The following is a 24,324-nucleotide window of genomic DNA, read 5'->3' on the forward strand; positions in this document are numbered from 1 at the left end:
ATCACGTCTCATAGAGGCAATTACGCCCCAACGCACGTTACCGGGCGTCTTCGCTCGCTACGTTTTCAGACTCCCTGTAAACTGCGCGGGTTTTTAGCCCCCCATTCCACCGGAGCCGTCCATGTCCCGCGTTACCCTGAGTCGCTATTTGATTGAGCAGACCCGCAGCAACAACACTCCTGCCGATCTGCGCTTCCTGATCGAAGTGGTGGCGCGTGCCTGCAAGGAGATCAGCCACGCCGTGTCCAAAGGCGCCCTGGGCGGTGTTCTGGGCAGCATGGGCACTGAAAACGTCCAAGGCGAAGTGCAGAAGAAGCTCGACGTGATCTCCAACGAGATCCTGCTCGAAGCCAACGAATGGGGCGGTCACCTGGCCGGCATGGCGTCCGAAGAAATGGACAATGCCTACCAGATCCCGGGCAAATACCCGAAAGGCGCCTACCTGCTGGTATTCGACCCACTGGACGGTTCGTCGAACATCGACATCAACGCCCCGGTCGGCACCATCTTCTCGGTACTGCGTTGCCCGAACGAATACCTGAGCCAGAACGAGCCACTGAACGAGAAAGCGTTCCTGCAGCCAGGCACCCAACAGGTTGCCGCCGGTTACGCCATCTACGGCCCGCAGACCATGCTGGTGCTGACCCTGGGCGACGGCGTCAAGGGCTTCACCCTGGACCGCGAAATGGGCAGCTTCGTCCTGACCCACGAAGACATCACCATTCCTGAATCGACCCAGGAATTCGCCATCAACATGTCCAACCAGCGCCACTGGGAAGCCCCGGTACAGCGCTACGTTGGCGAACTGCTGGCCGGCGAAGAAGGTCCGCTGAAGAAGAACTACAACATGCGTTGGGTGGCCGCGATGGTTGCCGACGTGCACCGCATCCTGACCCGTGGCGGTCTGTTCATGTACCCACGCGACAGCCGTGAGCCATCCAAGCCGGGCAAACTGCGTCTGATGTACGAAGCCAACCCGATGTCGTTCCTGGTGGAACAGGCCGGCGGCGCGTCCACCGACGGCCACCAGCGCATCCTCGACATTCAGCCCGAAGGCCTGCACCAGCGCGTAGCGGTGTTCCTTGGCTCGAAAGAAGAAGTCGCCCGCGCCACGGCCTACCACAAGGAATAAACCATGCACGCGCCTTGGCAGCCGTTGCTCGAGTGGTGGTTCGGACACGCCGAATCACCTGACGAGATTGCGGCTGACAAAGGCAAGTTGTGGTTCGGCAAGAAAGATAGCCAAGACCTCGAAGCGCAGACGCGTTTCGGGGTCTTTGTCGATCAGGCCCTCGCCGGCGAATTGACCGAGTGGACGCAACGTCCCGAAGGTTGGCTGGCGGTGGTGCTGCTGCTCGATCAATTGCCGCGAATGATCTTTCGCGACTCTCCCAAAGCGTTTTCCGGTGATCTGCGCGCGCAGAAACTCGTCGCCCAAGGCATTGCGGCGGACTTTGACCGGCAGTTGAAGCCGATCCAGCGGGTATTCATTTATCTGGTGTTCGAACACTGCGAAAACCTCGCGGTGCAGAACGAAGCCGTTTCACGGTTTATGGATCTGGTGGCTGAACAGCCGGAAGCCGAGCGGGCGGTGTTTGCCGATAATCTGGATTACGCCGAGCGGCACCGCAAAGTGATTGCGCGGTTTGGCCGGTTTCCGCATCGCAATGCGGTGTTGGGGCGGGAGTCTACGGCTGAGGAGTTGGTGTTTCTTTCTGAGCCTGGGTCTAGATTTTAAGAGCTTTCCCTCACCCTAGCCCTCTCCCGGAGGGAGAGGGGACTGATCGAGGTGTCTGGGCTTGATACATCGACCTGAGATATCGAGTCGAACTCAGGTTTTGAACAGTGTGAAGATCGGCTCCCTTTCCCCCTCGCCCCCCTGGGGGAGAGGGTTGGGGTGAGGGGGTAAAGTCCTTGACCTTCAGATCCTGAAACTGCCCACCAACTGCTTCAACCGCGCCGCCTGCTGCTCCAGATCCGAGCACGCCCGCAGCGTTGCCTGCAGGTTCTCCACACCTTCCTGGTTCAGCGTGTTGATCTCGTTGATATCGACATTGATCGACTCGACCACTGCGGTCTGCTCTTCGGTCGCGGTGGCCACCGACTGGTTCATGCCGTCGATCTCGCCGATGCGCTGGGTCACGCTGCCCAACCGCTCGCCGGCCTGGTTGGCGATGCCGACGCTGCTTTCGCTCTCGCGCTGGCTCTCGGTCATGATGTTCACCGCCTGGCGTGCGCCGACCTGCAGCTCTTCGATCATCTTCTGCACTTGTTGCGCCGAATCCTGGGTACGGTGCGCGAGGTTGCGCACTTCGTCCGCGACCACGGCGAAACCACGCCCGGCTTCACCGGCACGGGCCGCTTCGATCGCGGCGTTGAGCGCCAGCAGGTTGGTCTGCTGCGAGATGCTGGTGATCACTTCCAGAATCTGGCCGATGTTTACCGTGTTGCTGTTGAGAGTTTCGATGTTGCCGCAGGAGTCGCTGATTTTTGCCGACAGTTGCTGCATGGCGTGGATGGTTTTATCTACCACCTGCTGGCCGTCGACCGCCAGGCTGCGCGCATCGCTGGAGTGCTGCGAGGCGAGGGCGGCGTTTTGCGCGATTTCCTGGGCGGCGGCACCGAGCTGGTTGATCGCGGCGGCCACGCTGTTGGTGCGGCTGGCCTGCTGGTCAGAGTTGTACATCGACGAGTTCGATGCGGCGACCACGCGCAGGGCGACTTCGTTGACCTGGCCGGTGGCCGAGGACACTTCGCGGATCGAGGTGTGAATGCGCTCGACGAAGCGGTTGAACGAGGTGCCCAGTGCGCCGAACTCGTCGTGGCCGTGGATCACCAGACGCTTGGTCAGGTCGCCCTCGCCTTCAGCGATATCGTGCATGGCGCGGCCCATGGTCAGCAGCGGTTGCATCAGCACGCGGATCAGCATGCCGAGCAAGGCGATGATGATCACCACGGCAATGACCATGGCGATCAGCGCCGAAGTGCGGAATTCACTGAGCATCGAGAACGCGGTGTCTTTGTCCAGCACCAGCGCCACGTACCAGTCGGCCGATGGCACGCCGTTGACGTGGGTGAAGGAGATCAGTTGAGTCTTGCCGTCGAACTCGACTTCTTTCAGGCCCGGGCTGACCTTCGGCGCGCCGTTCGGATACGCCTCGGCGAGGGTCTTGAGCACCAGTTTGCTGTCCGGGTGGATGAGGATCTTGCCCTCGCTGCTGACGATGAAGGCGTGGCCGTGGCCGCCGAAGTTCAGCGAGTTGATGATCGCGCTGACGCTGCTCAGGTCGATGTCTGCACCGGCCACGCCGAGCATCTGGCCCTGGCGCTGCACCGGGGTGGCGACGGTGATCACCAGTTTGCCCGACGAAGCGGCGATGTACGGTTCGGTGACGATGGTCTGCTGCGCGCTGTTGGCCGCCTTGTACCAGCCACGGGCGCGCGGGTCGTAGTCCGGCGCGCGGTTGCCGGCGGGCACCGAGAACATCACGCCGTCGACACCACCGAAGTAGCTGAGCTGGAAATTGCCGGTGTAGGCGGGCAGGTCGATGATGCGTTTCAGGCTGGCGGGTGCATTACCGTCAACCGCCACTTGCTGCGACAGCGATTGCAGCAACTGAATCCGGCTTTCCAGCCAGGTCTGGATGTTGCTGGTGGTCAAGCTGCCCAGTTCCTGCATCGACGCTTCGGTGCTGCTGCTCAGGGCTTCGCGTTGTCGGTAATCGTTGAACAAAATGAAACAGGCGAACGCAATGGCCACCACGAGGGCGGCAGCCAACAAGATCTTGTGGCTGAATTTCATGTTTCTGGTCATCGAATGAACTACCGCGAGGGGACTGGTCAAGAAAGGGCGGCAATTTGCCACACTCGGGGGCTTTGCGCTGCTCTTATTTCGACCGCGGCGCGCCAAAGATTAGGCGGTTTTCGTGAAATGCGACGAAATGCGCACCAGGCCCACAAGGTGTCTGATTTATCGGCAAAAGCCAGACGGGCGGGCTAATAAATAGCCGTCCGTACAGGGAACCAGAAGAAGGTTTTCTCTTCTAAGCTTCTGGTTGGCACCCTGCCATCCCCCCTCGTTCCAGGAGTTACACCATGTCGCTGCGATCTATCGCCCTGTTGTCGTTTTGCGTGCTGTTGGCCGCATGCAGCAAGGTCAACCAGGAAAACTACTCGAAGCTCTCGGCCGGCATGGCCAAGGCCGAGGTTGAGACCTTGCTCGGCAAACCCACCGACTGCTCGGGCGCGCTCGGCATGTCCAGTTGCACCTGGGGCGACAAGAACAGCTTTATCAGCGTGCAGTACGCCGGTGACAAAGTGCTGATGTTTTCCGGCCAAGGCCTGAAGTAAACCGGGGCTTCGCGCCCACGGAGAAGAAAAAATGAAGCGGTTATTGTTGATCCTTTTTGCCGGCCTGGTGTTGGCCGGCTGCGCCACTTCAGGCGTCGACCCGTTGGCGCCGAAGACGGCCAACAGTGTCAATCTCAAGCGTTACCAGGGCACCTGGTACGAACTGGCGCGCTTGCCAATGTACTTCCAGCGCAATTGCGCGCAATCCGAAGCCCATTACACCCTCCAGCCTGACGGTAACGTCGCGGTGCTCAATCGCTGCCTGACGTCGCAGTGGCAGTGGGAAGAGGCCAAGGGCAAGGCTTATCCACAGGTGCCGGGCAAGACCGACAAGCTGTGGGTCGAGTTCGATACCTGGTTCTCGCGGCTGATTCCGGGTGTGGCGAAAGGCGAATACTGGGTGTTGTACGTCAGCGATGACTACAAGACTGCCATCGTCGGCGATCCGAGTCGCAAGTACATGTGGCTGTTGTCGCGCACGCCGACCGTCAACGGTGTGGTGCGTGAAGAACTGCTGAGCAAGGCGCGGCAGCAGGGGTATGACACCACGCGATTGATCTGGCGAACGTCGGATCGGCAGATGGCCAAGACTTCGAATTAAGCATCGCCACCAATCAAAATGTGGGAGCGAGCTTGCTCGCGAAAGCGGTGTATCAGTCAACATTTCAGTCGACTGATACGGCCTCTTCGCGAGCAAGCTCGCTCCCACATTTTTGTTTTGTGTCAGCCTAAAAGGTCGCGCAGGACCTGGGTGAAGGCGCGGGCGCTGTCCTCTTCGCCGGCATGCCGGCCGTCACGCACCACCCACTGGCCGTTGATCAGCACATCGCGCACCTGACGATCGCCACCGGCGAACAACCACCGATTCAAGATCCCGTCACCCGTGGCCGTGGCCAGATACGGATCGTTACCATCGAGCACAATCCAGTCCGCACGCTTGCCAACCGCCAGCGCACCAATCGGTTGCCCCAACGCCTGCGCACCACCGTCCAGCGCTGCGTCATACAACGTACGCCCGACCATCGGCTGATCCGCGCCATACAAACGGTTACGCCGCTGATCACGCAAGCGCTGGCCATATTCCAGCCAACGCAATTCCTCGACCACGCTGAGCGACACATGGCTGTCGGAACCGATACCCATACGCCCGCCCTGGGCGAGGAAATCCACCGCCGGGAAAATCCCGTCGCCGAGGTTGGCTTCGGTGGTCAGACACAGGCCGGCGATGGCGCGACTCTTGGCCATCAGCGTGACTTCTTCCGGGTTGGCGTGAGTCGCGTGGACCAGGCACCAGCGCTGATCGACTTCGGTGTTTTCGTAGAGCCATTGCAACGGACGCCGTCCGCTCCAGCTCAGGCAGTCATCGACTTCCTTCTGCTGTTCGGCGATGTGAATGTGCACCGGGCACTGTTGGTCGCTGGCGGCCAGCACTTCGCTGATCTGCTGCGGGGTCACCGCGCGCAACGAGTGAAAGCACAGGCCCAGCGATTGCGCCTTTTGCTGCGCCAGTAATGGCTGCAAGCGCGATTGCAGATTCAGGTAATTTTCGGTGCTGTTGATAAAGCGACGCTGGCCGTCGTTCGGCGTCTGCCCGCCAAAACCCGAATGGCTGTAGAGCACCGGCAGCAGGGTCAGGCCGATGCCGCTGTCACTTGCGGCCTGGCTGATGCGCAGCGCCAGTTCCGCCGGGTCGGCGTAAGGCTGGCCGTTGTGGTCGTGGTGCACGTAATGGAATTCGGCGACCGAGGTATAACCGGCCTTGAGCATCTCGATGTACAACTGACGGGCGATCACCCCGAGCTGATCCGGACTGATTTTTCCGACCAGCCGATACATCAGGTCGCGCCAGGTCCAGAAACTGTCGTTGGGATTGCCGGCCACTTCGGCCAGTCCGGCCATCGCACGCTGGAAGGCGTGGGAGTGCAGGTTGGGCATCCCCGGCAGCAACGGGCCGCTCAGCCGCTCGGCGCCATCTGCGGTGGAATCGGCCTGGATTTGGGTCAACACGCCATCGGCGTTGACCTCAAGACGTACATGGTTGGCCCATCCGTTAGGCAGCAGCGCGCGTTCGGCAAAGAAGGCGGACATGGTTCAGCACCCCATCGTGTGTTATTTGTATATACATATACAGACGTTTGCCTGCCCGGTAAACTCCGGCAAGCTAGCCACTTTCTTCAATGAACAGGGATCAACCGTGCCGACTCCGCCTCCAGTCTCCCCGTTGGCCGCGAACCTGGGCGACAGTCCGGCGCCCTTGTACGCCCGCGTCAAACAGATGATCACCCAGCAGATCGACAGCGGTAACTGGCCGCCGCACTACCGTGTGCCGTCGGAAAGCGAGCTGGTCAATCAGCTCGGTTTCAGCCGTATGACCATCAACCGTGCGTTGCGTGAAATGACCGCCGACGGCCTGCTGGTGCGCATGCAAGGCGTCGGTACATTCGTCGCCGAACCGAAGAGCCAGTCCGCGCTGTTCGAAGTGCACAATATCGCCGACGAAATCGCCTCACGCGGCCACCGCCACACCTGCCAGGTCATTACTCTGGAAGAAGAGGCCGCCGGCTCCGAACGCGCACTGGCGCTGGACATGCGCGAAGGGCAGAAGGTTTTTCACTCGCTGATCGTGCATTACGAAAATGACATTCCGGTGCAAATCGAAGACCGTTTCGTCAACGCGCTGGTCGCGCCGGAATACCTCAAGCAGGATTTCACCCTGCAAACCCCGTATGCCTATCTCAACCAGGTGGCGCCGCTGACTGAAGGCGAACACGTGGTCGAAGCGATCCTCGCTGAACCGTCCGAGTGCAAATTGCTGCAGATCGAAAAAGGCGAGCCGTGCCTGTTGATCCGCCGTCGTACCTGGTCGGGCCGTCAGCCGGTGACGGCGGCGCGCCTGATTCACCCCGGTTCCCGTCATCGTCTGGAAGGACGCTTTCATAAATGAATGGTTTGAAGGTTTTACGCGCCGAAGGCTACCCGCGCATGCCGTGGAAGAACGGCGGCGGCAGCACCGAAGAAATCACCCGAGACGCGGGCGCGGGCCTGGAGGGTTTTGGCTGGCGCCTGTCGATTGCCGACATCGCCGAGTCAGGCGGGTTTTCGACCTTTACCGGTTATCAGCGAGTGATCACGGTGTTGCAGGGCGACGGCATGACGCTGTGCGTCGATGGCGATGACACACGCCCGCTGTTACCGCTCGACCCGTTTGCGTTCAGCGGCGAAAGCCAGGTGTCCTGCACGCTGCTTGGCGGGGCGATCCGCGATTTCAACCTGATCTACGCGCCGCAGCGTTACCGCGCGCGGTTGCAGTGGCTGGACGGTGAGCAGCGGTTTTTCAGCTCGGCGGGGACAGTGTTGGTGTTCAGTGTCAGTGAGTTGCTGCACGTGCAGGTCGGTGACAGCGTTTCACCGTTGGGGCGACATGATTGTCTGCAACTGGACGGTAACGCCGGGTTGGTCGAAGTCTCCACCAATGCCGCTTGCTGCGTAATCGAACTCCTCCAAAACTAACCAGAATCTCTGTGGCGAGGGGATTTATCCCCGTCGGGCTGCGTAGCAGCCCCGCTTCTTCTAATCGAAAATGGGGCCGCTTCGCGATCCAGTGGGGATACATCCCCTCGCCACAATTGCGTTCACACTTCCTGTTTCCCTCGGCGCACCAACTTGTTACCGAACGCCCCAGCGTGGCGCAAAACCACGCTTTTGTAACAGTCGCTCACTTCCCTCGAACACCCCCGCGAAAATTTTCATCCGCGCCACAAGCCTTGTCTCAGGCGCGCTCCAGCCCTGTCCGCGATTTTTCTTGAACATCCCTCCAACAAGTTGGCCGCTTGATTGCATATGCTTGTATGTACAAGTAAAGACGTATGCGTATGAGTTGTTCGAGACTCTCCGCAGCGTCCACTGATTCGCTTGTCGCGCATTGAGGCGCGCAGGCTGCTTGCCCACTGCCAGGGTTGGTTTGAATTGATCGCTGAGGAGTCTCTTTCGTGACTGACAACAAAATGACTAAGTTTCGCGACGTCGAAATCCGTGCATCGCGCGGCAACAAGCTGACCGCCAAGAGCTGGCTGACCGAAGCGCCGTTGCGCATGCTGATGAACAACCTCGATCCGGAAGTCGCCGAGAATCCGAAAGAGCTGGTGGTCTACGGTGGTATCGGTCGCGCTGCGCGTAACTGGGAGTGCTACGACAAGATCGTCGAAAGCCTGACCAACCTGAATGACGACGAGACCCTGCTGGTGCAATCCGGCAAGCCGGTCGGCGTGTTCAAGACCCACAGCAACGCCCCGCGCGTGCTGATCGCCAACTCCAACCTCGTACCGCACTGGGCGAGTTGGGAACACTTCAACGAACTCGACGCCAAAGGCCTGGCCATGTACGGCCAGATGACCGCCGGCAGCTGGATCTACATCGGCAGCCAGGGCATCGTCCAGGGCACCTACGAAACCTTCGTCGAAGCCGGTCGCCAACACTACAACGATGACCTCAAGGGCAAGTGGGTCCTGACCGCCGGTCTCGGTGGCATGGGCGGCGCACAACCTCTGGCTGCCACCTTGGCCGGTGCCTGCTCGCTGAACATCGAATGCCAACAAGTGAGCATCGATTTCCGCCTGAAAAGCCGTTACGTCGACGAGCAAGCCACAGACCTCGACGACGCGCTGGCACGCATCGCCAAGTACACCAAAGAAGGCAAAGCGATCTCCATCGCCCTGCTGGGCAACGCGGCAGAAATCCTCCCGGAACTGGTCAAGCGCGGCGTGCGCCCGGACATGGTCACCGACCAGACCAGCGCCCACGACCCGCTCAACGGCTACCTGCCGGCGGGCTGGACCTGGGACGAGTACCGCGCCCGCGCCAAGACCGAGCCGGCCGCTGTGATCAAAGCCGCCAAGCAGTCGATGGCCGTGCACGTCAAAGCGATGCTGGAATTCCAGAAGCAAGGCATCCCGACCTTCGACTACGGCAACAACATCCGCCAGATGGCGCAGGAAGAAGGCGTCGAAAACGCGTTCGACTTCCCGGGGTTCGTACCGGCTTACATCCGTCCGCTGTTCTGCCGTGGCATTGGCCCGTTCCGCTGGGCGGCGCTGTCGGGTGATCCGCAAGACATCTACAAAACCGACGCCAAGGTCAAAGAGCTGATCCCGGACGACGCCCACCTGCACAACTGGCTGGACATGGCCCGCGAGCGCATCAGCTTCCAGGGTCTGCCGGCACGTATCTGCTGGGTCGGTCTGGGCCTGCGCGCCAAGCTCGGCCTGGCGTTCAACGAAATGGTGCGCAGCGGCGAGCTGTCGGCGCCGATCGTGATCGGTCGCGACCACCTCGACTCCGGCTCGGTGGCCAGCCCGAACCGCGAAACCGAGTCGATGCAGGACGGCTCCGACGCCGTGTCCGACTGGCCTCTGCTCAACGCGTTGCTGAACACCGCGAGCGGTGCGACCTGGGTCTCGCTGCACCACGGCGGCGGCGTGGGCATGGGCTTCTCGCAGCACTCGGGCATGGTGATCGTCTGCGACGGTACCGATGAAGCGGCCGAGCGCATTGCGCGCGTGCTGCACAACGACCCGGCCACCGGCGTCATGCGTCACGCCGATGCCGGTTACCAGATCGCCATCGACTGCGCCAAGGAGCAGGGGCTGAACCTGCCGATGATTACCGGCGGCAAGTAACACGTTTTGGCTTTATGTGGGAGCGAGCTTGCTCGCGAAAGCAATCTGTCAGCCAGCACAGATGTTGAATGTGCTGGCCAATTCGCGAGCAAGCTCGCTCCCACAGAAAGGCAGCCCTACCGAAGCTCAGTGAACTATTAAAACAATCCACAGAGGTTGAATCATGGCTGTAACCACCGATCGTGCAGGCAACAAACCGTTGATGGAAAGGCGTTCGATCGACTACATCCCGGAAGCGGAAAGACACGGTCGTCTGTTGAGCCAGTTCACCCTGTGGATGGGGGCGAATCTGCAAATCACCGCGATTGTCACCGGGGCCTTGGCCGTGGTGCTGGGCGGTGATGTGTTCTGGTCGTTGATCGGTCTGTTGATCGGGCAACTGCTGGGCGGCGGTGTGATGGCGCTGCACGCGGCGCAAGGGCCGAAGCTGGGCCTGCCGCAGATGATTTCCAGCCGGGTGCAGTTCGGTGTGTACGGCGCGGCGATCCCGATCGTCCTGGTGTGCCTGATGTACCTGGGTTTCACCGCCACCGGTACGGTGCTTTCCGGCCAGGCGCTGGGTCAGTTGTTCGGCGTCAGCGACACCGTTGGCATCCTGCTGTTCGCCAGTGTCATCGTGGTGGTCACGGTGCTCGGCTATCGGGTGATCCACTGGATCGGCCGGGTCGCCAGCGTGATCGGGGTGATTGCCTTCGTGTATCTGTTCAGTCGTCTGCTGAGTCAGGTGGATGTGGGCGCACTGCTGCAGATTCGCCACTTCAGCTGGAGCAGCTTCCTGCTGGCCGTGTCGCTCGCGGCCTCCTGGCAGATCGCGTTCGGCCCGTATGTGGCGGATTATTCGCGCTACCTGCCGAGCAAGATTTCCTCGGTGAAAACCTTCTTTGCCGCTGGCGCAGGTTCGGTCATCGGCGCACAGGTGGCGATGGTGCTCGGCGTGTTCGCCGCAGCTTCCGCCAACGGTCAATTCGCCGGGCATGAAGTGGCCTACATCGTCGGTCTGGGCGGCACCGGTGCAACCGCTGCGTTGCTGTACTTCAGCATCGCATTCGGCAAGGTGACGATCTCGACGCTGAACTCGTACGGCAGCTTCATGTGCATCGCGACCATCATCAGTGGTTTCAAGGGGCACCTGACGGTTACCCGGATGCAGCGTCTGGTGTTTGTGCTGGTCATTGTCGGTGCTGCAACTCTGATCGCTTTGCTCGGCCAGCATTCGTTCCTCGGTGCGTTCAAGTCTTTCATCCTGTTCCTGCTCGCGTTCTTCACACCCTGGAGCGCGATCAACCTGGTGGATTACTACTGCATCACCCGTGAGCGCTATGACGTTCCGGCCCTGGCCGACCCGAACGGTCGCTACGGCCGCTGGAACCTGCTCGGGATCAGCGTCTATGTGTTCGGTGTGCTGGTGCAGTTGCCGTTCATCTCCACCAAGTTCTACACCGGCCCGCTGGTAGCCGCCCTCGGTGATGTGGACATTTCCTGGATCATCGGTCTGGTACTGCCCGCCGTCGTCTATTACGTGTGCGCAAAAAAATGGCACGGCAGCGTGCCTGATCAACTGATTCTGCCGGTCGAGCAGAACAGCGTTGTACAACCTGAAAAAAGTGGGGCCGGGCGCGCTGCGGCGCAGGCCTGATTGGACGTGGACAGGGCTGGATGCCTCTTGACTGCCGTAAGCCAATTCATGATTAGGAGCGTCGCAACAATGAAATCGAACAAGACCCTGCTGACCACACTGCTGTCCATGGGCCTGTTGGCCAGTGCCGGCGCGACACAAGCCGCCGGCTGGTGCGAATCGGGCAAACCGGTGAAGTTCGCCGGCCTGAACTGGGAAAGCGGCATGCTGCTGACCGACGTGCTGCAAGTGGTGCTGGAAAAAGGTTACGACTGCAAGACCGACAGCCTGCCGGGTAACTCCATCACCATGGAGAACGCTCTGAGCAGTAACGATATTCAAGTGTTCGCCGAAGAATGGGTCGGCCGCAGCGAGGTCTGGAACAAGGCCGAGAAGGCCGGCAAGGTCGTCGGTGTCGGTGCGCCGATCGTCGGCGCTGTCGAAGGCTGGTACGTGCCGCGTTACGTGATCGAAGGCGATGCCAAACGCAAGATCGAGGCGAAGGCCCCGGACCTGAAAAAGATTGCCGATCTGGGCAAATACGCAGCCATCTTCAAAGACGCTGAAGAGCCGTCCAAAGGCCGTTTCTACAACTGCCCGGCCGGCTGGACCTGTGAGCTGGACAACAGCGAAATGCTCAAGAGCTATGGTCTGGAAAGCACCTACACCAACTTCCGTCCGGGCACCGGCCCGGCACTGGATGCGGCGGTGCTGTCGAGCTACAAGCGTGGCGAACCGATCCTGTTCTACTACTGGTCGCCAACCCCGCTGATGGGCCAGATCGACGCGGTGAAACTGGAAGAGAAACCGGGCGTCGACAAGACCGTGAGCATCAAGGTTGGCCTGTCGAAAACCTTCCACGAGCAAGCCCCGGAACTGGTGGCCGTGCTGGAAAAGGTCAACCTGCCAATCGACCTGTTGAACCAGAACCTGGGCCGCATGGCGAAGGAGCGTATCGAGTCGCCAAAACTGGCGAAAATCTTCCTCAAGGAACATCCTGAGGTCTGGCATGCGTGGGTCAGTGACGACGCTGCCAAGAAAATCGACGCGGCGCTGTAGGTCGATACCTCCCGGCTAACCGTGAGGCTGGCCGGGAGATATGCCGTAATCGCTTGATTGAGATTTCTGATTGAGAGCCGCTTATGTTTCCCGAAAGCTTTACCTTTTCCATCGCCGACTGGGTCAACGGTTGGGTCGATTCGCTGGTCACCAACTACGGTGATGTGTTCCGCCACATCTCCGACACCCTGCTGTGGGCCATCGTCAATCTCGAAGGTTTGCTGCGTGCGGCGCCGTGGTGGTTGATGCTCGCCATTGTTGGTGTGGTCGCCTGGCACGCCACGCGCAAAGTCGTGACCACCGCCGTCATCGTTGGTCTGTTGTTCCTGGTGGGCGCTGTCGGCCTGTGGGACAAGCTGATGCAGACACTGGCGCTGATGATGGTTGCGACGATCATTTCGGTGCTGATCGGCATTCCGCTGGGGATTCTCTCGGCGCGCAGCAATCGCCTGCGTTCGGTGCTGATGCCGCTGCTCGACATCATGCAGACCATGCCCAGTTTCGTGTACCTGATCCCGGTGCTGATGCTGTTTGGCCTGGGCAAGGTCCCGGCGATTTTCGCCACGGTGATTTACGCCGCGCCGCCGCTGATCCGTCTGACCGATCTGGGTATTCGCCAAGTCGACGGCGAAGTGATGGAAGCGATCAACGCCTTCGGTGCCAACCGCTGGCAGCAACTGTTCGGCGTGCAACTGCCGCTGGCCCTGCCGAGCATCATGGCCGGGATCAACCAGACCACCATGATGGCCCTGTCGATGGTGGTGATTGCCTCGATGATCGGCGCCCGAGGTCTGGGTGAAGATGTGCTGGTGGGGATTCAGACCCTCAACGTCGGACGCGGCCTCGAAGCCGGTCTGGCGATCGTGATTCTCGCAGTGGTCATCGACCGCATTACCCAGGCGTACGGTCGGCCACGGCATGAGGTGAGCAAATGAACAACGCAACCGTGAGCAAGATCGAAGTCAAAAACGTCTTCAAGATTTTCGGCAACCGCGCCAAGGATGCACTGGCGATGGTTGGCCAGGGCAAGACCAAGGATCAGGTGCTGAACGAAACCGGTTGCGTGGTCGGGGTCAACGACCTGTCGCTGAGCATCGGCACCGGTGAGATCTTTGTGATCATGGGCCTGTCCGGCTCGGGCAAATCGACCCTGGTGCGTCACTTCAACCGCCTGATCGACCCGACCAGCGGCGCGATCCTGGTCGACGGCGTGGACATCCTGCAATACGACATGGACGCCCTGCGCGAATTTCGCCGGCACAAGATCAGCATGGTGTTCCAGAGCTTTGGCCTGCTGCCGCACAAGACCGTGCTCGACAATGTCGCCTACGGCCTGAAAGTGCGCGGCGAGAGCAAGCAGATGTGCTCGGAACGCGCGCTGCACTGGATCAACACCGTGGGCCTCAAGGGCTACGAAAACAAATACCCGCACCAGCTCTCCGGCGGCATGCGTCAGCGTGTCGGCCTGGCGCGCGCCTTGGCGGCGGACACCGACATTATCCTGATGGACGAAGCGTTCAGTGCGCTGGACCCGCTGATCCGCGCCGAGATGCAGGACCAGTTGCTGGAACTGCAAAAGACCCTGCACAAGACCATCGTGTTCATCACCCACGACCTTGACGAGGCCGTGCGCATCGGCAACCGCATCGCGATCCTCAAGGACGGCCGGCTGATTCAGGTCGGCACCCCGCGCGAGATCCTGCATTCGCCGGCGGATGAGTACGTCGACCGGTTCGTGCAGCGGCGGGCGGCGGTGGTTTGAAATTGGATTGCCTTTGTGGCGAGGGGATTTATCCCCGTTGGGTGGCGAAGCTGCCCCAAACCATGCGCCGCAGTCTGTCAGGCAGATTGCGGAGGCAGGTTTTACGACTGCTTCGCAGCCGAACGGGGATAAATCCCCTCGCCACAGCGTGATGCATTAACAGTATTGGTATGAGGCTCCAGATGTCCCAGGCTGAAAAAATCGTTATCACCGGCAACCCCCTGCGTTGGCAGGACGTGGTCGCCGTCGCCCGTCATGGCGCGCAACTGGAGCTGTCGAGCGAGACCTGGGCGCGGATCGAAAATGCCCAGGACATCGTCCAGCGCATCGTCGAAAGCGGCGAGCGCGCCTATGGCGTCAACACCGGTCTGGGCGGTTTGTCCAACGTTTCGCTGAAAGACCAGCAACTCAGCCAGCTCTCGCGCAACACCCTGCTCAGCCATGCCTGCGGCGTCGGCCCGGTGCTGCCCGATGAGCAGACCCGCGCGATCATCTGCGCGGCGATCCACAACTACAGCCACGGCAAATCCGGCATTCATCGTCGCGTGGTCGAAGGCCTGCTGGCGCTGCTCAATCGCGGCATCACCCCGCAGGTGCCGTCGCAAGGTTCGGTGGGTTACCTGACCCACATGGCGCACATCGGTATTGCGCTGCTGGGCGTGGGCAATGTCAGCTATCGCGGGCAAATCACCTCGGCGCAACAGGCGCTGGCGGAAGAAGGTCTGCAACCGGTGCAGCTCGGCGCGAAGGACGGTCTGTGCCTGGTCAACGGCACGCCGTGCATGACCGGCCTCAGTTGCCTGGCGATTGCCGATGCCACGCGACTGGTGCAATGGGCCGATGTCATCGGCGCCATGAGTTTTGAAGCCCAGCGCGGGCAGATCGCCGCGTTCGACGCCGAGATCATCGCGCTCAAGCCGCACCCGGGCATGCAGCAGGTCGGTATCAATCTGCGGGCGTTGCTCGATGGCAGTGAAGTGATCGCGGCGAGCAAAGGCATTCGCACGCAGGATGCGCTGAGCATTCGCTCGATCCCGCAGGTGCATGGCGCGGCGCGCGATCAACTGGCGCACGCGATCAAGCAGGTCGAAGCGGAACTCAACGGCTGCACCGACAACCCGTTGCTGCTCGGTACGCCGGACAACTTCCGGGTGATGTCGCAAGCCAACCCGCACGGGCAATCGGTGGCGATGGCGGCGGATCTGCTGGCGATTGCCATGGCCGAAATCGGTTCGATCGCCGAGCGTCGCCTCGATCGGCTGGTCAACCCGCACGTCAGCGGCTTGCCGGCGTTTCTGGTGGCCAACCCTGGGGTGAACTCCGGGATGATGATCGTGCAATACGTCGCCGCTTCGCTGTGCGCGGAAAACCGTCAACTGGCGCAACCGGCGGTGCTCGACAACTACGTCACCTCCGGCCTGCAGGAAGATCACTTGAGCATGGGCACCAGCGCCGCGCTGAAGCTGCACCGCGCCCTGGAAAACTGCACGCAAATCCTCGCCATCGAGTACCTGCTGGCAGCGCAAGCGTTTGAGTTCCTCAAGGCGCAACGCTTCGGCGCGGGCACTGACCGCGCGTGGCGACTGCTGCGCGAAACCGTCCCGGCCTACGATCAGGATCGCTGGCTGGCGCCGGATATCGCCGCCGCTGCGAGCGTGTTGAAAGACTCGAATTCGCTACACAACGTGTTACCGAATCTGCACTGACAATACCCATACCAGCGTGCCAAGGCGCTCATCGTCCACAAGACGAGAAGCGACGGATAACGGAATGCTCCGGAGCGACTGGTAGTTAATAACAATGTCTCAAAAGGAGCATTTTAATGACTGCGCTGAACCTGATTCCCGGCCAACTGAGCCTGGCCCAACTGCGTGACGTCTATCAGAACCCGGTCAAGCTGACCCTCGACAACAGCGCCTCCGCGCAGATCGAGGCCAGCGTCGCCTGCGTCGAGCAGATCCTCGCCGAGAATCGCACCGCCTACGGCATCAACACCGGTTTCGGCCTGCTGGCCTCGACTCGTATCGCCAGCGAAGATCTGGAAAACCTCCAGCGATCGCTGGTGCTGTCCCACGCTGCCGGTGTCGGCCAGCCGATCAGCGATGAGCTGGTGCGCCTGATCATGGTGCTCAAGGTCAACAGCCTCAGCCGGGGTTTCTCCGGCATCCGTCGTGTGGTGATCGATGCGCTGATCACGCTGATCAACGCCGAGGTTTATCCGCACATTCCGCTGAAAGGTTCGGTCGGTGCTTCCGGTGACTTGGCGCCATTGGCGCACATGTCGCTGGTGCTGCTGGGCGAAGGCAAGGCGCGCTACAAGGGCGAGTGGATGGAAGCCACCGAAGCGCTGAAAGTCGCCGGTCTGACCCCGCTGACCCTGGCGGCGAAAGAAGGCCTGGCGCTGCTCAACGGCACGCAGGTGTCCACCGCATTTGCCCTGCGCGGCCTGTTCGAAGGCGAAGACCTGTTTGCCGGTGCGCTGGCTGTTGGCGGTCTGACGGTGGAAGCGGTACTCGGTTCGCGCTCGCCGTTCGATGCGCGCATCCATGCGGCCCGTGGCCAGAAAGGCCAGATCGACGCCGCCAGCGCTTATCGCGATCTGCTCGGCGAACGCAGCGAAGTCTCCGACTCGCATCAGAACTGCGAGAAGGTCCAGGACCCGTACTCCCTGCGCTGCCAGCCACAAGTCATGGGCGCCTGCCTGACCCAGTTCCGTCAGGCTGCCGACGTGCTGGTGGTCGAGGCCAACGCCGTCTCCGACAACCCGTTGGTGTTCGCCGCTGAGGGCGATGTGATCTCCGGTGGCAACTTCCACGCCGAACCGGTGGCCATGGCCGCCGACAACATGGCCCTGGCCATCGCCGAAATCGGTTCGCTGAGTGAGCGCCGCATTTCCTTGATGATGGACAAGCACATGTCGCAACTGCCGCCGTTCCTGGTGGCCAATGGCGGCGTCAACTCGGGCTTCATGATCGCCCAGGTGACTGCGGCAGCACTGGCCAGCGAGAACAAGGCACTGTCGCATCCGCATTCGGTGGACAGCCTGCCGACCTCGGCCAACCAGGAAGACCACGTTTCGATGGCTCCGGCTGCGGGCAAGCGTCTGTGGGAAATGGCCGAGAACACCCGCGGGATTCTCGCGGTGGAATGGCTGGCGGCGGTGCAGGGTCTGGACCTGCGCAACGGTCTGAAGACCTCGACCAAGCTGGAACAGGCGCGGGCAATTCTGCGCAAGGAAGTGCCGTTCTATGAGAAGGACCGCTTCTTTGCGCCGGACATCAATGCGGCGACTGAGTTGTTGGCCTCGCGGTGCCTGACCGAGCTGGTTCCGGCGAAGTTGCTGCCTAGTTTGTAAGTGGTTTTTCAGGGGGAGTGTTGTTGATGCTGAAATCGATCCCCCTCACCCCAACCCTCTCCCCCAGGGGGGAGAGGGGGAAGGGAGCCGATCTCGGTGAGCTTCAAGACATGAGTTCGGCTCAAGAATTTCAGGTCGATGTACCTCGACAGAACAACGCGGTCAGTCCTTCTTCTCCCGGGAGTGAGAGGGGGAAGGGAGCCGATCTTCGTGGTGTTCAAAGCCCGGGTTCGACACAGAAGTTTCAGGTCGGCGTATCTCGAAAGAACTACGCGGTCAGTCCTTCTTCTCCCGGGAGTGAGAGGGGGAAGGGAGTCGATCTTCGTGGCTTTCAAAGCCTGGGTTCGACACAGAAGTTTCAGGTCGGAGTATCTCGAAAGAACTACGCGGTCAGTCCCCTCTCCCCCCGGGAGAGGGCTAGGGTGAGGGGCTTTTGAAGGCCAACCACCAAATCAATTCCAACGGAGGCCAACAGTGAAAACCCTCTGGCAACACTGCCACGTCGCAACCATGGCGCAGGGCGTCTATTCGATCATCGAGGATGCGGCCATCGTGACGTCCGGTGCGCACATCGAGTGGATCGGCCCGCGCACTCAATTGCCCTCCGGCGAATACCCGGCGGTCAACGACCTGCAAGGCGCGTGGGTCACCCCCGGCCTGATCGACTGCCACACCCACACGGTGTTCGGCGGCAACCGCAGCGGCGAATTCGAGAAGCGCCTGCAAGGCGTCAGCTACGCCGAGATCGCGGCGCAGGGCGGCGGGATCGCCAGCACCGTGCGCGCCACCCGTGAGGCGAGCGAAGACGAGCTGTTCGCCAGCGCCGCCAAACGCTTGAAAAGCCTGATGCGCGACGGCGTGACCACGGTCGAGATGAAGTCCGGCTACGGTCTCGATCTGGCCAGCGAGCGCAAGATCCTGCGGGTCATCCGTCGTCTGCAGAAAGAACTGCCGATCAGCGTGCGCAGCACCTGTCTGGCCGCCCACGCGTTGCCGCCGGAATACAAGGATCGCGCTGACGATTACATCAATCACATCTGCGCCGAGATGCTCCCGGCGCTGGCCGCCGAAGGGCTGGTTGATGCCGTGGATGCGTTCTGCGAATACCTGGCGTTCTCGCCGGAGCAGGTCGAGCGGGTATTCATCACCGCACAGAAACTCGGGTTGCCGGTGAAGCTGCACGCCGAACAATTGTCGTCGCTGCATGGCTCCACTCTGGCGGCGCGGTATCACGCGTTGTCCGCCGATCACTTGGAGTTCATGGACGAAGACGACGCCATCGCCATGGCCAAATCCGACACCGTCGCGGTGCTGCTGCCGGGAGCGTTCTACTTCCTGCGCGAAACTCAATTGCCGCCGATGGACGCCTTGCGCAAACACAAGGTGAAAATCGCCATCGCCAGCGACCTCAACCCCGGCACCTCGCCGGCGCTGTCGTTGCGCCTGATGCTGAACATGGCCTGTACCTGTTTCCGCATGACCCCGGAAGAAGCCCTGGCCGGTGCGACTATTCATGCCGCACAAGCGCTGGGCATGGCTGATACGCATGGCTCGCTGGAAGTCGGCAAGGTCGCGGATTTCGTTGCCTGGCACATTGATCGCCCGGCGGATCTGGCTTATTGGCTCGGTGGGGATCTGGACAAACGCGTCGTGCGTCACGGCGTCGAATCAAGTTTGTAGGAGAGCGGTTGTGGATAAGGTTCTGAGTTTCAAACAAGGTCGCGTGCCGCTGCTGATCAGCATGCCGCATGCCGGTTTACGTCTGACGCCTGCGGTCGAAGCCGGGCTGATCGCGGACGCGAAAAGCCTGCCGGACACCGACTGGCACATTCCGCAGCTCTACGATTTTGCCGAAGCGTTGGGCGCCAGCACCTTGGCCGCCGAGTACTCGCGTTTTGTAATCGACCTGAATCGTCCGTCCGACGACAAGCCACTGTACGCCGGCGCCACCACCGGCCTCTACCCGGCAACGCTGTTCGATGGCATCCCGTTGTTCCGCGAAGGGCACGCGCCTTCGAAAGAAGAACGCGCGACCTATCTGGAACAGATCTGGACGCCGTACCACCGCACCCTGCAGCAAGAGCTGGCGCGACTGAAGGCAGAGTTCGGCTACGCGCTGCTGTTCGACGCGCATTCGATCCGCTCGATCATCCCGCACCTGTTCGACGGCAAACTGCCGGATTTCAACCTCGGCACCTTCAACGGCGCCAGTTGCGATCCGCAATTGGCCAGTCAGCTTGAAGCCATCTGCGCGCGCTACGGCAATTACAGCCACGTGCTCAACGGACGCTTCAAGGGCGGCCACATTACCCGTCATTACGGCAACCCGGCCGAGAACATCCACGCGGTGCAACTGGAGCTGTGCCAGAGCACCTACATGGAAGAGTTCGAACCGTTCCGCTATCGCGCCGACCTGGCCGAGCCGACGCGGGTGGTGCTGAAGGAGTTGTTGCAAGGTTTCCTCGCCTGGGGCGAGAGCCACTACAAATCCTGAACACAGACCCACAACCCCCTGTGGGAGCGAGCTTGCTCGCGAAAGCATAGTGTCAGTCGATTATGAGGTGACTGACCCACCGCATTCGCGAGCAAGCTCGCTCCCACAAGGGGACGGTGTTCCGTCCGGGTCGCCGCTGTGCAAAACACGGTCGCCACCGTTCATCTTTCCCTCTCGTCGCCTGCGTAATGTTTCGGCCACGGTGCAACAGACACCGACCTGACAATAATCCGCTGCCGCACGAGAACTCCCGAATGAAAAAACTCTTCACTCGCTGTGCGTTAATCCTCACCGGCTGCGCGCTGCTCAGCGCCGGCGCCATGGCCAATGACGACGCGTCGTGCAAAACCGTGCGCATGGGCGTGGTCAACTGGACTGACGTCATCGCCACCAGCGGCATGGCCGACGTGCTGCTCAACGGCCTCGGCTACGAGAGCAAGCAGACCAGCGCGGTGCAGCAGATCATCTTTGCCGGTATTCGCGACAAGCGTCTGGACATCTTCCTCGGTTACTGGAAACCGGCGATGGACAACAACATCGCGCCGTTCCTCGCCGCCCATCAAGTCAAGGTCATGGACCAGCCGAGCCTGGCGGATGCGCAGGCGACGCTGGCGGTGCCGGATTACGTCGCGGCAGCCGGGCTGAAAACCTTTGCCGACATCGCCAGGTTCAAGGATCAGCTCGGCGGCAAGATCTACGGCATCGAACCGGGTAGCGGCGCCAACACCACGATCAACACCATGATCGAGACCAACCACTTCGGTCTGAAGGATTTCAAGATCGTCGAGTCGGGCGAGGCGGGCATGCTGGCCGCCGTGCAGCGCGCGGTGAATCGCAAGGAGTTCGTGGTGTTCGTCGGCTGGACCCCGCACCCGATGAACATCAACATGAAGATCACTTACCTGACCGGCAGCGAAGACGCCTACGGCCCCAACGAAGGCGCAGCGACCGTGTCCACCGTCACCTCGCCGGATTACGCCGAGCGCTGCCCGAACGTGTATCGACTGCTGGAAAACCTCACCTTCAGCGCCGCTCAGGAAAGTCAGTTGATGGTGCCGATCATGGCGCGCAAGACCCCGCAGGAAGTGGCGAAGAACTGGCTGCGTGAACACCCCGAGGATCTGCAGCGCTGGCTGGCGGGGGTCAGCAGTTTTGATGGCAAAGAAGGTGTGGCTGCGGTTCAGGCCAGCCTCAAGCCCTGAAGATAGGTGAATGATTTTTTTGTGGCGCGGGCGCTTGCTCCGCAGGATTGCGAGGCGGGCCCAGGGCTGTTTCGAGCACTACGCGCTTGAGCGGGAGCAAGTTCCCTCGCCACAGTTCTGCCACTCTGCAAATAGCTGCTGCATCGAGGGCTTATGGCTCACTACCTGCTTTCGTCGGCCATGGCGGATTTCGTCGCCAGGACCCTCAGTTTCACCAGCGATGACAGCAGCATCAACGGCCTGCGTCGCGACTACGATGAAATGTGTCGAGCCTTCACTCCGCCAATCCCGGCGGGACTTGGAGTCGTCGATTTCCGGTTGAGCGGCGTGGCGGTGCGCTCGTATCGCCCGCCCATAGAGCCCCCGGCCGCCGGCTGGCCCTGCATTCTCTACCTGCACGGCGGCGGCTGGGTGGTCGGCGGCCTCGATTCCCACGACTTCATCTGCTTCGAGCTCGCCGTGGCATTGGGCGCGATGGTGGTGGCGGTGGATTATCGGCTGGCGCCCGAGCACCCCTTTCCCGCCGGGTTTGCGGATTGCCTGAGTGTCTGGCGCGCCTTGCGCAGCGGGCCGTTCCGGTTTGATCGAGAAAAAATGCTGGTGGCCGGTGACAGCGCAGGTGGCAATCTCGCCGCCGCGTTGTGCCTGGCGTTGCGCGATGCCGGGGAGCCGCTGCCTACAGCGCAAGTGCTGCTCTATCCCGGCCTTGGCGGCGACGAACGATTGCCGTCCCGCAGCGAGTGTGCCGATGCGCCGTTGCTCGGCAGCACAGACGTCGACTGCTATCACGCGCTCTACCTGCGCGGCACCGCGCGGCCGAACGCCTACGCCATGCCCTTGCTCGCCGAGGACTTCAGCGGATTACCGCCGGCGTTCATCGCCGTCGCGCAATTCGATCCCCTGCGCGACGACGGCGTGCGCTACGCCGAACGGTTGCCAGACGCTACCCTCTATTACGGCGAAGGGCTTGTGCACGGTTGTTTGCGCGCGCTTGGCCAGGTCGCCGAGGTCGACCGGCTCTACGAAAACCTGTTGAGGTACATGGCTGACAAAATGTGACTGCGTACGGGCATGCTCATTGACGTAAATCGGGTTTATGATGCCTGACGGCAGAATAATAGAAGTCCCCCCAGGGATGACCTCGACCCCTTACGGAGCACGCAATGCAGACATTGTTTCCGCAGATCAAACCCCATGCCCGGCACGATCTGGCTGTCGATGACACCCATACGCTGTATGTCGATGAAAGCGGTTCGCCGGAGGGTTTGCCGGTGGTGTTCATCCACGGCGGCCCCGGCGCCGGTTGTGACGCCCAGAGCCGTCGTTATTTCGATCCGAACCTGTACCGTATCGTCACTTTCGACCAGCGCGGCTGCGGACGCTCCACCCCACACGCCAGCCTGGAAAACAACACCACCTGGGATCTGGTCGCCGACCTCGAACGTATCCGCAAACACCTGGGCATCGACAAATGGGTGCTGTTCGGCGGTTCGTGGGGCTCGACCCTGGCGCTGGCCTATGCGCAAACCCATCCGGAGCGTGTCCACGGTCTGATCCTGCGCGGGATCTTCCTCTGCCGTCCGCAGGAAATCGAGTGGTTCTATCAGGCCGGGGCCAGCCGTCTGTTCCCCGACTACTGGCAGGACTACATCGCGCCGATTCCGCTGGACGAGCGCGACGATCTGCTCAGCGCCTTCCACAAGCGCCTGACCGGCAACGACCAGATCGCCCAGATGCACGCGGCCAAAGCCTGGTCGACCTGGGAAGGGCGCACCGCGACCCTGCGGCCGAATCCGCTGGTGGTCGATCGCTTCTCCGAGCCACAGCGCGCGCTGTCGATTGCGCGGATCGAATGCCATTACTTCACCAACAACGCCTTCCTCGAGCCGAATCAACTGATTCGCGACATGGGCAAGATCGCCCACCTGCCGGGCGTAATCATCCACGGTCGTTACGATGTGATCTGTCCGCTCGACAACGCCTGGGAATTGCATCAGGCCTGGCCGAACAGCGAGCTGCAGGTGATTCGCGACGCCGGGCACGCCGCGTCCGAACCGGGTATCACCGATGCGCTGGTCCGTGCGGCCAGTAACATGGCACGGCGCCTGCTCGACCTGCCGCCCGAAGAAGCATGAAGGGCCTGTTGCAGCGCGTGCGCGGTGCGCGGGTTGAAGTCGCGGGTGAAGTGGTAGGCGCGGTCGATCACGGTTTGCTGGTGCTGGTGGCGGTCGAACCCGACGACACGCGTACCAGCGCCGACAAACTTCTGCATAAACTGCTTAACTATCGGGTATTCAGTGATGCGGAGGGCAAGATGAACTTGTCTCTCGCCGATGTCGGCGGTGGGTTGCTGCTGGTCTCGCAGTTTACCCTGGCGGCCGACACCAAAAGCGGGTTGCGCCCGAGCTTTTCGACGGCCGCGCCACCGGCCTTGGGCGAGGAATTGTTCGACTATCTATTGAGCAGTGCGAAACAGGTGCATGGCACTGTGGCATCAGGTAGATTCGGCGCCGATATGCAGGTGCATTTGGTCAACGATGGCCCGGTTACCTTTTTGTTACAGACCTGAAAGCGCTTGAAACACCTTTTTAGGAAATTTCGACTGTTTTTAGGGTGTTTTCGCGATAAATACTTTGTTACCCCTGATGCGTTGTCATGCGGGCTACTAGATAATCGCGCGCACTGGGATCAGCGTTCGCTGATTCATTTTTGACTTAGGTAGAGACTTGTCTGGATCCGATTGGGGAATCATTTTGCCCCATCGGAGTCGGAACAATGCTCGCCAACCTGGTATGAGCGGTCTGTACGACCA

General features: G+C 61.2%; 22 protein-coding genes. 20 read left to right on the plus strand and 2 right to left on the minus strand.

What is annotated here, in order from left to right; genetic code table 11:
* Window positions 1-121 precede the first annotated feature (121 nt).
* Window positions 122-1,132, plus strand: a complete 1,011-nt coding sequence (locus tag ACXX9E_RS07425; RefSeq protein WP_007909265.1) for a class 1 fructose-bisphosphatase — start codon at window positions 122-124, stop codon at window positions 1,130-1,132.
* Between the two features lie 3 nt (window positions 1,133-1,135).
* A complete protein-coding gene (locus ACXX9E_RS07430; protein ID WP_128616436.1) occupies window positions 1,136-1,738 on the plus strand; it encodes a DUF924 family protein in 603 nt (200 codons plus the stop codon).
* 183 nt (window positions 1,739-1,921) lie between these two features.
* Here ACXX9E_RS07430 and ACXX9E_RS07435 read toward each other — a convergent pair whose 3' ends face one another.
* Window positions 1,922-3,814, minus strand: coding sequence for a methyl-accepting chemotaxis protein (locus ACXX9E_RS07435; RefSeq protein ID WP_202894581.1), 1,893 nt, complete (start codon window positions 3,812-3,814; stop codon window positions 1,922-1,924).
* A 281-nt stretch (window positions 3,815-4,095) separates the two neighbouring features.
* On the opposite strand from ACXX9E_RS07435, the gene ACXX9E_RS07440 reads away from it, so the two are divergent.
* On the plus strand, window positions 4,096-4,350 hold the full coding sequence (locus ACXX9E_RS07440) for a hypothetical protein (RefSeq protein WP_007952486.1): 255 nt from the start codon (window positions 4,096-4,098) through the stop codon (window positions 4,348-4,350).
* A 31-nt stretch (window positions 4,351-4,381) separates the two neighbouring features.
* On the plus strand, window positions 4,382-4,951 hold the full coding sequence (locus tag ACXX9E_RS07445; RefSeq protein WP_123470680.1) for a lipocalin family protein: 570 nt from the start codon (window positions 4,382-4,384) through the stop codon (window positions 4,949-4,951).
* A 122-nt stretch (window positions 4,952-5,073) separates the two neighbouring features.
* Here the strand turns inward: ACXX9E_RS07445 and ACXX9E_RS07450 are convergent, their stop codons facing one another.
* Entirely contained in the window at window positions 5,074-6,438 is a 1,365-nt protein-coding gene (locus tag ACXX9E_RS07450) for a formimidoylglutamate deiminase (RefSeq protein WP_458555239.1), read from the minus strand.
* Window positions 6,439-6,625: 187 nt separating this feature from the next.
* Here ACXX9E_RS07450 and hutC point away from each other — a divergent pair, with 187 nt between their 5' ends.
* The 16 genes from hutC to dtd all read left to right on the plus strand — a co-directional run bounded on the left by hutC (window position 6,626) and on the right by dtd (window position 24,081).
* Window positions 6,626-7,294, plus strand: a complete 669-nt coding sequence (hutC, locus tag ACXX9E_RS07455) for a histidine utilization transcriptional repressor HutC (RefSeq protein ID WP_232519483.1) — start codon at window positions 6,626-6,628, stop codon at window positions 7,292-7,294.
* A complete protein-coding gene (locus ACXX9E_RS07460; RefSeq protein WP_186748497.1) occupies window positions 7,291-7,860 on the plus strand; it encodes a HutD/Ves family protein in 570 nt (189 codons plus the stop codon). Before hutC ends, ACXX9E_RS07460 begins: the two co-directional genes overlap by 4 nt.
* 494 nt (window positions 7,861-8,354) lie before the next feature.
* Complete coding sequence (hutU, locus tag ACXX9E_RS07465; protein WP_222834440.1) at window positions 8,355-10,025, plus strand: urocanate hydratase; 1,671 nt, start codon at window positions 8,355-8,357, stop codon at window positions 10,023-10,025.
* Between the two features lie 163 nt (window positions 10,026-10,188).
* Entirely contained in the window at window positions 10,189-11,661 is a 1,473-nt protein-coding gene (locus tag ACXX9E_RS07470) for a purine-cytosine permease family protein (RefSeq protein WP_458555240.1), read from the plus strand.
* 69 nt (window positions 11,662-11,730) lie between these two features.
* Window positions 11,731-12,699 carry an ABC transporter substrate-binding protein gene (locus tag ACXX9E_RS07475; protein ID WP_123470688.1) on the plus strand — a complete coding sequence of 323 codons (969 nt, stop codon included), beginning with the start codon at window positions 11,731-11,733 and terminating at the stop codon, window positions 12,697-12,699.
* A gap of 83 nt (window positions 12,700-12,782) precedes the next feature.
* The gene (locus ACXX9E_RS07480; protein ID WP_007949591.1) at window positions 12,783-13,634 is read left to right on the plus strand and encodes an ABC transporter permease; all 852 of its coding nucleotides are present in this window, start codon (window positions 12,783-12,785) and stop codon (window positions 13,632-13,634) included.
* Window positions 13,631-14,461, plus strand: a complete 831-nt coding sequence (locus ACXX9E_RS07485) for a quaternary amine ABC transporter ATP-binding protein (protein WP_123470690.1) — start codon at window positions 13,631-13,633, stop codon at window positions 14,459-14,461. The genes ACXX9E_RS07480 and ACXX9E_RS07485 overlap by 4 nt, the downstream gene beginning before the upstream one ends.
* A gap of 182 nt (window positions 14,462-14,643) precedes the next feature.
* Window positions 14,644-16,167 (plus strand): histidine ammonia-lyase, encoded by a 1,524-nt coding sequence (gene hutH / locus ACXX9E_RS07490; RefSeq protein ID WP_458555241.1) that lies wholly within the window; start codon window positions 14,644-14,646, stop codon window positions 16,165-16,167.
* 116 nt (window positions 16,168-16,283) lie between these two features.
* Window positions 16,284-17,816, plus strand: a complete 1,533-nt coding sequence (hutH, locus tag ACXX9E_RS07495) for a histidine ammonia-lyase (protein ID WP_458555242.1) — start codon at window positions 16,284-16,286, stop codon at window positions 17,814-17,816.
* A 26-nt stretch (window positions 17,817-17,842) separates the two neighbouring features.
* Window positions 17,843-18,253, plus strand: a complete 411-nt coding sequence (locus ACXX9E_RS07500; RefSeq protein ID WP_458555243.1) for a hypothetical protein — start codon at window positions 17,843-17,845, stop codon at window positions 18,251-18,253.
* Between the two features lie 37 nt (window positions 18,254-18,290).
* On the plus strand, window positions 18,291-19,496 hold the full coding sequence (gene hutI, locus ACXX9E_RS07505; protein ID WP_458555244.1) for an imidazolonepropionase: 1,206 nt from the start codon (window positions 18,291-18,293) through the stop codon (window positions 19,494-19,496).
* A 10-nt stretch (window positions 19,497-19,506) separates the two neighbouring features.
* Window positions 19,507-20,310: an N-formylglutamate deformylase gene (gene hutG, locus ACXX9E_RS07510; RefSeq protein WP_123470700.1), complete on the plus strand. Its 804-nt coding sequence runs from the start codon at window positions 19,507-19,509 to the stop codon at window positions 20,308-20,310.
* A gap of 254 nt (window positions 20,311-20,564) precedes the next feature.
* The gene (locus ACXX9E_RS07515; RefSeq protein WP_458555245.1) at window positions 20,565-21,512 is read left to right on the plus strand and encodes a choline ABC transporter substrate-binding protein; all 948 of its coding nucleotides are present in this window, start codon (window positions 20,565-20,567) and stop codon (window positions 21,510-21,512) included.
* 153 nt (window positions 21,513-21,665) lie between these two features.
* Window positions 21,666-22,571, plus strand: coding sequence for an alpha/beta hydrolase (locus tag ACXX9E_RS07520; protein ID WP_458555246.1), 906 nt, complete (start codon window positions 21,666-21,668; stop codon window positions 22,569-22,571).
* A gap of 104 nt (window positions 22,572-22,675) precedes the next feature.
* Window positions 22,676-23,647 (plus strand): prolyl aminopeptidase, encoded by a 972-nt coding sequence (gene pip, locus ACXX9E_RS07525; RefSeq protein WP_064117068.1) that lies wholly within the window; start codon window positions 22,676-22,678, stop codon window positions 23,645-23,647.
* A complete protein-coding gene (gene dtd, locus ACXX9E_RS07530) occupies window positions 23,644-24,081 on the plus strand; it encodes a D-aminoacyl-tRNA deacylase (protein ID WP_007909321.1) in 438 nt (145 codons plus the stop codon). The genes pip and dtd overlap by 4 nt, the downstream gene beginning before the upstream one ends.
* The last annotated feature ends 243 nt before the right edge of the window (window positions 24,082-24,324 follow it).

Source organism: Pseudomonas sp. GNP014, assembly GCF_054344005.1.

Excerpts from the sequence above, each read along its gene's own strand:
- ACXX9E_RS07520 (WP_458555246.1), top strand. The coding sequence starts at position 21,666 with ATGGCTCACTACCTGCTTTCGTCGGCCATGGCGGATTTCGTCGCCAGG.
- ACXX9E_RS07470 (WP_458555240.1), top strand. The coding sequence starts at position 10,189 with ATGGCTGTAACCACCGATCGTGCAGGCAACAAACCGTTGATGGAAAGG.
- ACXX9E_RS07440 (WP_007952486.1), top strand. The coding sequence starts at position 4,096 with ATGTCGCTGCGATCTATCGCCCTGTTGTCGTTTTGCGTGCTGTTGGCC.
- ACXX9E_RS07500 (WP_458555243.1), top strand. The coding sequence starts at position 17,843 with ATGCTGAAATCGATCCCCCTCACCCCAACCCTCTCCCCCAGGGGGGAG.
- hutH (WP_458555241.1), top strand. The coding sequence starts at position 14,644 with ATGTCCCAGGCTGAAAAAATCGTTATCACCGGCAACCCCCTGCGTTGG.
- ACXX9E_RS07430 (WP_128616436.1), top strand. The coding sequence starts at position 1,136 with ATGCACGCGCCTTGGCAGCCGTTGCTCGAGTGGTGGTTCGGACACGCC.
- ACXX9E_RS07485 (WP_123470690.1), top strand. The coding sequence starts at position 13,631 with ATGAACAACGCAACCGTGAGCAAGATCGAAGTCAAAAACGTCTTCAAG.
- hutC (WP_232519483.1), top strand. The coding sequence starts at position 6,626 with ATGATCACCCAGCAGATCGACAGCGGTAACTGGCCGCCGCACTACCGT.
- dtd (WP_007909321.1), top strand. The coding sequence starts at position 23,644 with ATGAAGGGCCTGTTGCAGCGCGTGCGCGGTGCGCGGGTTGAAGTCGCG.
- ACXX9E_RS07435 (WP_202894581.1), bottom strand. The coding sequence starts at position 3,814 with ATGACCAGAAACATGAAATTCAGCCACAAGATCTTGTTGGCTGCCGCC.
- ACXX9E_RS07445 (WP_123470680.1), top strand. The coding sequence starts at position 4,382 with ATGAAGCGGTTATTGTTGATCCTTTTTGCCGGCCTGGTGTTGGCCGGC.
- hutH (WP_458555242.1), top strand. The coding sequence starts at position 16,284 with ATGACTGCGCTGAACCTGATTCCCGGCCAACTGAGCCTGGCCCAACTG.
- ACXX9E_RS07515 (WP_458555245.1), top strand. The coding sequence starts at position 20,565 with ATGAAAAAACTCTTCACTCGCTGTGCGTTAATCCTCACCGGCTGCGCG.
- hutU (WP_222834440.1), top strand. The coding sequence starts at position 8,355 with ATGACTAAGTTTCGCGACGTCGAAATCCGTGCATCGCGCGGCAACAAG.
- pip (WP_064117068.1), top strand. The coding sequence starts at position 22,676 with ATGCAGACATTGTTTCCGCAGATCAAACCCCATGCCCGGCACGATCTG.
- ACXX9E_RS07475 (WP_123470688.1), top strand. The coding sequence starts at position 11,731 with ATGAAATCGAACAAGACCCTGCTGACCACACTGCTGTCCATGGGCCTG.
- ACXX9E_RS07450 (WP_458555239.1), bottom strand. The coding sequence starts at position 6,438 with ATGTCCGCCTTCTTTGCCGAACGCGCGCTGCTGCCTAACGGATGGGCC.
- ACXX9E_RS07480 (WP_007949591.1), top strand. The coding sequence starts at position 12,783 with ATGTTTCCCGAAAGCTTTACCTTTTCCATCGCCGACTGGGTCAACGGT.
- ACXX9E_RS07425 (WP_007909265.1), top strand. The coding sequence starts at position 122 with ATGTCCCGCGTTACCCTGAGTCGCTATTTGATTGAGCAGACCCGCAGC.
- ACXX9E_RS07460 (WP_186748497.1), top strand. The coding sequence starts at position 7,291 with ATGAATGGTTTGAAGGTTTTACGCGCCGAAGGCTACCCGCGCATGCCG.